Origin of the sequence: Sporolactobacillus nakayamae, from assembly GCF_900113325.1 — a bacterium.
In the GTDB taxonomy this organism is placed as follows: Bacteria; Bacillota; Bacilli; order Bacillales; family Sporolactobacillaceae; genus Sporolactobacillus; species Sporolactobacillus nakayamae.
In genome coordinates, this window is sequence record NZ_FOOY01000045.1 from 1 (window position 1) to 2599 (window position 2599).

General features: G+C 41.2%; 3 protein-coding genes. All 3 read right to left on the bottom strand.

From position 1 onward, the window contains the following. Positions 1–92: 92 nt before the first annotated feature. Positions 93–509: a hypothetical protein gene (locus BM003_RS17290; RefSeq protein WP_093674865.1), complete on the bottom strand. Its 417-nt coding sequence runs from the start codon at positions 507–509 to the stop codon at positions 93–95. Between the two features lie 484 nt (positions 510–993). Further along, complete coding sequence (locus BM003_RS17295; RefSeq protein WP_245734350.1) at positions 994–1212, bottom strand: hypothetical protein; 219 nt, start codon at positions 1210–1212, stop codon at positions 994–996. Between the two features lie 177 nt (positions 1213–1389). Beyond that, positions 1390–1842, bottom strand: coding sequence for an RloB family protein (locus tag BM003_RS17300; protein ID WP_218143281.1), 453 nt, complete (start codon positions 1840–1842; stop codon positions 1390–1392). Positions 1843–2599 lie beyond the last annotated feature (757 nt).

Sequence of the window (2599 nt, forward strand, 5' to 3'; positions counted from 1 at the left end):
CTACCCAATGATAAGTCGTGTTGGGCAAGCTTATTGTTCGCAGGAACTTTTGATTGAGAGATCAGAAGCCCGCGACTTTAGTCGTGGGAGGTTCATAAGGTCATGGTCTGTGTCACGAAGACGGCTGCTTGGCCACCGTCTCCAATCAGCGGCGCTTTTTGCACGATGATTTGGTTTCCTTTGGTCGTCAGCCTATTGCTCCAAGCGACCTGTCCGTAACTGTCCATGCCTTCATTGTACAAAATGCGGTCCGGTCGGATGGTTATGGAATGAGACGGATCGCCTGTGGATGTCCAATAACCGCTATAGGGCTGCTCCTTAGCGGTATTCGGATCACTTTTTGCCGTTTGACCGAGTGAAGCCGCGATGGTTCCTCTATTTGCGGAGGGGGAGGGGACGGATGGTGCTTCCTTCTTCGCATGGTTGCTTGTTTCTGAGTCTGCTCCGCCGCAGGCAGCCAGTGACAATGCCAGAGATAGGGATACGAGCACGCTCGCTATTTTTTTCATTGCGTCTCCCCCTCGATTTTTATTGTTTACAAGCATTATAAACTGCATCATACATTTTCGTATACTCTGAAGATGCGCAAAAAAATTCGGATGTGGCGCGCAGACATTTTATATAGTGAAAAGCCAACTATATGAATTAATCTGGCGCGAGTAAATAAGCGGAGATTTTCCGGTTATTTGCATCATGGTGCTTGTTTCACAGGTAAATAAGGGTAATTTTTCCGCTTATGCACAGAAAAAACCTCTATTTTCACGTTTTTCGATTCGATAAGCGGAACTTTTCCGCCTATTTAAGCTATTTTTTCGTTTATTTTCTAAATAAGCGGAATTTATCCGTCTATTTCTCAGATTGGACGCTCTCCTGATCGTCCAACTGATCCGTACGAATTGGGAATCATCACCCTATGACTGATCATCGTACTAGCAAGGCACAACCTATTGTAAAAAAGGCAAAAGCCCGCGAGAAGGGCTTTTGCCTTTTGATTTATTTTGTCAGTTTGACCACGTGTCCAATCGGCTTGTGGACGATTTCGCCGTTCTTCATGATCGTTTCGCCGCGGACGATGGTTTCGACGGGGAGGCCTTTGACGTGCCAGCCGTCGTAGGCGGTGACTTTGCTTTTGCTGTGCAGTCGGCTGCTTTGATCGTCGCTTCCTTGTTCATGTCGACAATCGTGATATCGGCGTTGTTCCGATGCCTTCATTGAACTTTTAGCTTGTATTGATTTAAAACCTTGACTAGTTCGTGTACGGTTGTCGAAGGATTATCTTCGACAGGATTACTAGGTGAGTAACAAGCAAGCAATCTTTCCGCTTTTTTTATTGCTTGCTGTTGATTACCTTTTTCTAATAGTGTCTGATACATGCCAGGATCATTTTTCCTATACGGATGCTCTAAATAGGTTACTAGTTTTTTTAAAATAGTCTTCTCTTGTGATACCTGAATTGAGATATTCATAATGCAAAACATACCACAACTCAAATGCTTGTTTGGAATATGCGGAATGAAAATTTCTCAGCTGCCTTGTGGTCATTATTGCATTGTTAAACCGTTCTGCCGAAAAATCATCTCTATCAAAGACGCACCAAATCTGATCATAGTTTTTTCCAAGTTTGCGCTGTTCCAAAATGATTTCTTTTGCTCGTTCAACTACGGTCATAGGGCCTGCTCCTGCACCCTCAACGTCTACATTGGTTAACTTGAAACCTCTGAAATAATTTGGTTCAGTTTGCTTACCTTCACATACAATGAGAATCAGATTTTTTATTTGGCTGCGTTGCCCGGTTTGACGGCGAAAATCCTTCGCTTCTCTTCTTCTTCTCACACGACTCATTTAAATTTTCCTTCCTTATCGGAGAAATCAAATGAACCTATATAAGGTATGGAACCATACTTACCGTGTAAATAATCTTTTTCATAGCTTGCGTCTTTTCTAACCTTATAGTCAGATAAGGCATATAAGTCAGTCGCTCCATATTCGTCCTTTTCGGTAAACCAAAGCTGATCTCTTCTGAAAAATTCCTTGCTTAATAAATTCGTATTCAGCTAGCTGATTTGTGTGCTGGAATAATACGACATTTTTATGAAATGAAAACAAAGAGTGCTGATGATGCTTTTAGAAATTGGATAAATGAACTATATGATTCAATTGCAAAACGAGCTACTACTCAAGTCGATGGTCCAAACGGTGCTCCCCTCTTTCCTATTTACGAAATGCCAAATAGGTATTTTGATTATGAAGAGGATGAATAAAAAAATGATTTTTTGACTATATTTTTTAATGGTGGGGTGGTTCCGACTAGGAGTCGCTTCGCCAATTAATTTGTTGACATTTCAAACAAATTAATTACAATAGGTATTGAGGACTGGCGTCGTGGTTCCGGCTAGGAGCTGCACCCTTTATGGGCTGGTTCTTTATTTTTTGTTAATAATTCAGTTAAAATATAAGCTTCAAAATGATACCTTTTTCCTTGAGGTATTTTTTTGTTAGTTAAAAACTCAACTTTCGCAGAGTAAAAATCCGAAATAGCCCTTGATATAACGTGCTTTGTAGCCTATTCATTACACTCCTTGACAAAATAGAAAGACAC

Coding starts and splice junctions, on each gene's coding strand:
- BM003_RS17295 (WP_245734350.1), bottom strand. CDS start 1,212: ATGAAGGCATCGGAACAACGCCGATATCACGATTGTCGACATGAACAA.
- BM003_RS17290 (WP_093674865.1), bottom strand. CDS start 509: ATGAAAAAAATAGCGAGCGTGCTCGTATCCCTATCTCTGGCATTGTCA.
- BM003_RS17300 (WP_218143281.1), bottom strand. CDS start 1,842: ATGAGTCGTGTGAGAAGAAGAAGAGAAGCGAAGGATTTTCGCCGTCAA.